The organism is Porphyromonas uenonis 60-3 (genome assembly GCF_000174775.1).
In the GTDB taxonomy this organism is placed as follows: Bacteria; Bacteroidota; Bacteroidia; order Bacteroidales; family Porphyromonadaceae; genus Porphyromonas; species Porphyromonas uenonis_A.
This window is the reverse complement of record NZ_ACLR01000130.1, coordinates 1-552: the sequence shown is the minus strand read 5'-3', so window position 1 is coordinate 552 and position 552 is coordinate 1. Positions and strand designations below refer to the sequence as shown.

At 52.0% G+C, this 552-nt stretch carries 1 pseudogene; it reads right to left on the bottom strand.

Features of this window, described 5'->3' with window-relative positions:
* Window positions 1–512, bottom strand: a pseudogene (locus PORUE0001_RS04980) (IS3 family transposase); the annotation flags it as partial.
* Between the last annotated feature and the right edge of the window lie 40 nt (window positions 513–552).

The window sequence follows — 552 nt, the reverse complement described above, 5'->3', positions numbered from 1 at the left end:
AGCGTGGGCTGCAGGTCAAAGCCGGTGATGATGCGGCTATAAGCATCCATCGTCAGGGAGAGATATGCGAAGCCCCCTAAACACTTGACGTAGGTTATGTCTGAGACGGTGAGCCGGCAATGGTCGGTGGCGATGTACTTAGGGGTGGTGTTCAGGTGGTCTTGGAAGCCGTGATTGACTACTCCTTTGGTCGTCTGGGGTGGACGCTTGCGCTTGCGACTTCTCAGCAGCATGTCGTTGGCTCCTAACACTTTGTAAAGCCAGTCTCGACCTACTTGAAAGGTTCCTTTGAAGTACTTGTTGGTACACTCCTGGAGGGTGTCTACGCCTGCCCTGGGGAGCCAACTGCGCACATACTGGCAATAGTGTAGGACGGAGGCTACTTTGACATCTTCGTCTTGCTCGGTGAAGGTGTGCTTGTAGTAGCCTTTGCGGCTGACTTCTAGCTGCTGACAAAGGTAGGTTATGGAGAGCTTTTGATCTCTCACTTTGGCCTGTTCAAGCTGTCTCACGGCTACAAATCGGTCTTTTTTTTAGATCAATGTGGTAGCG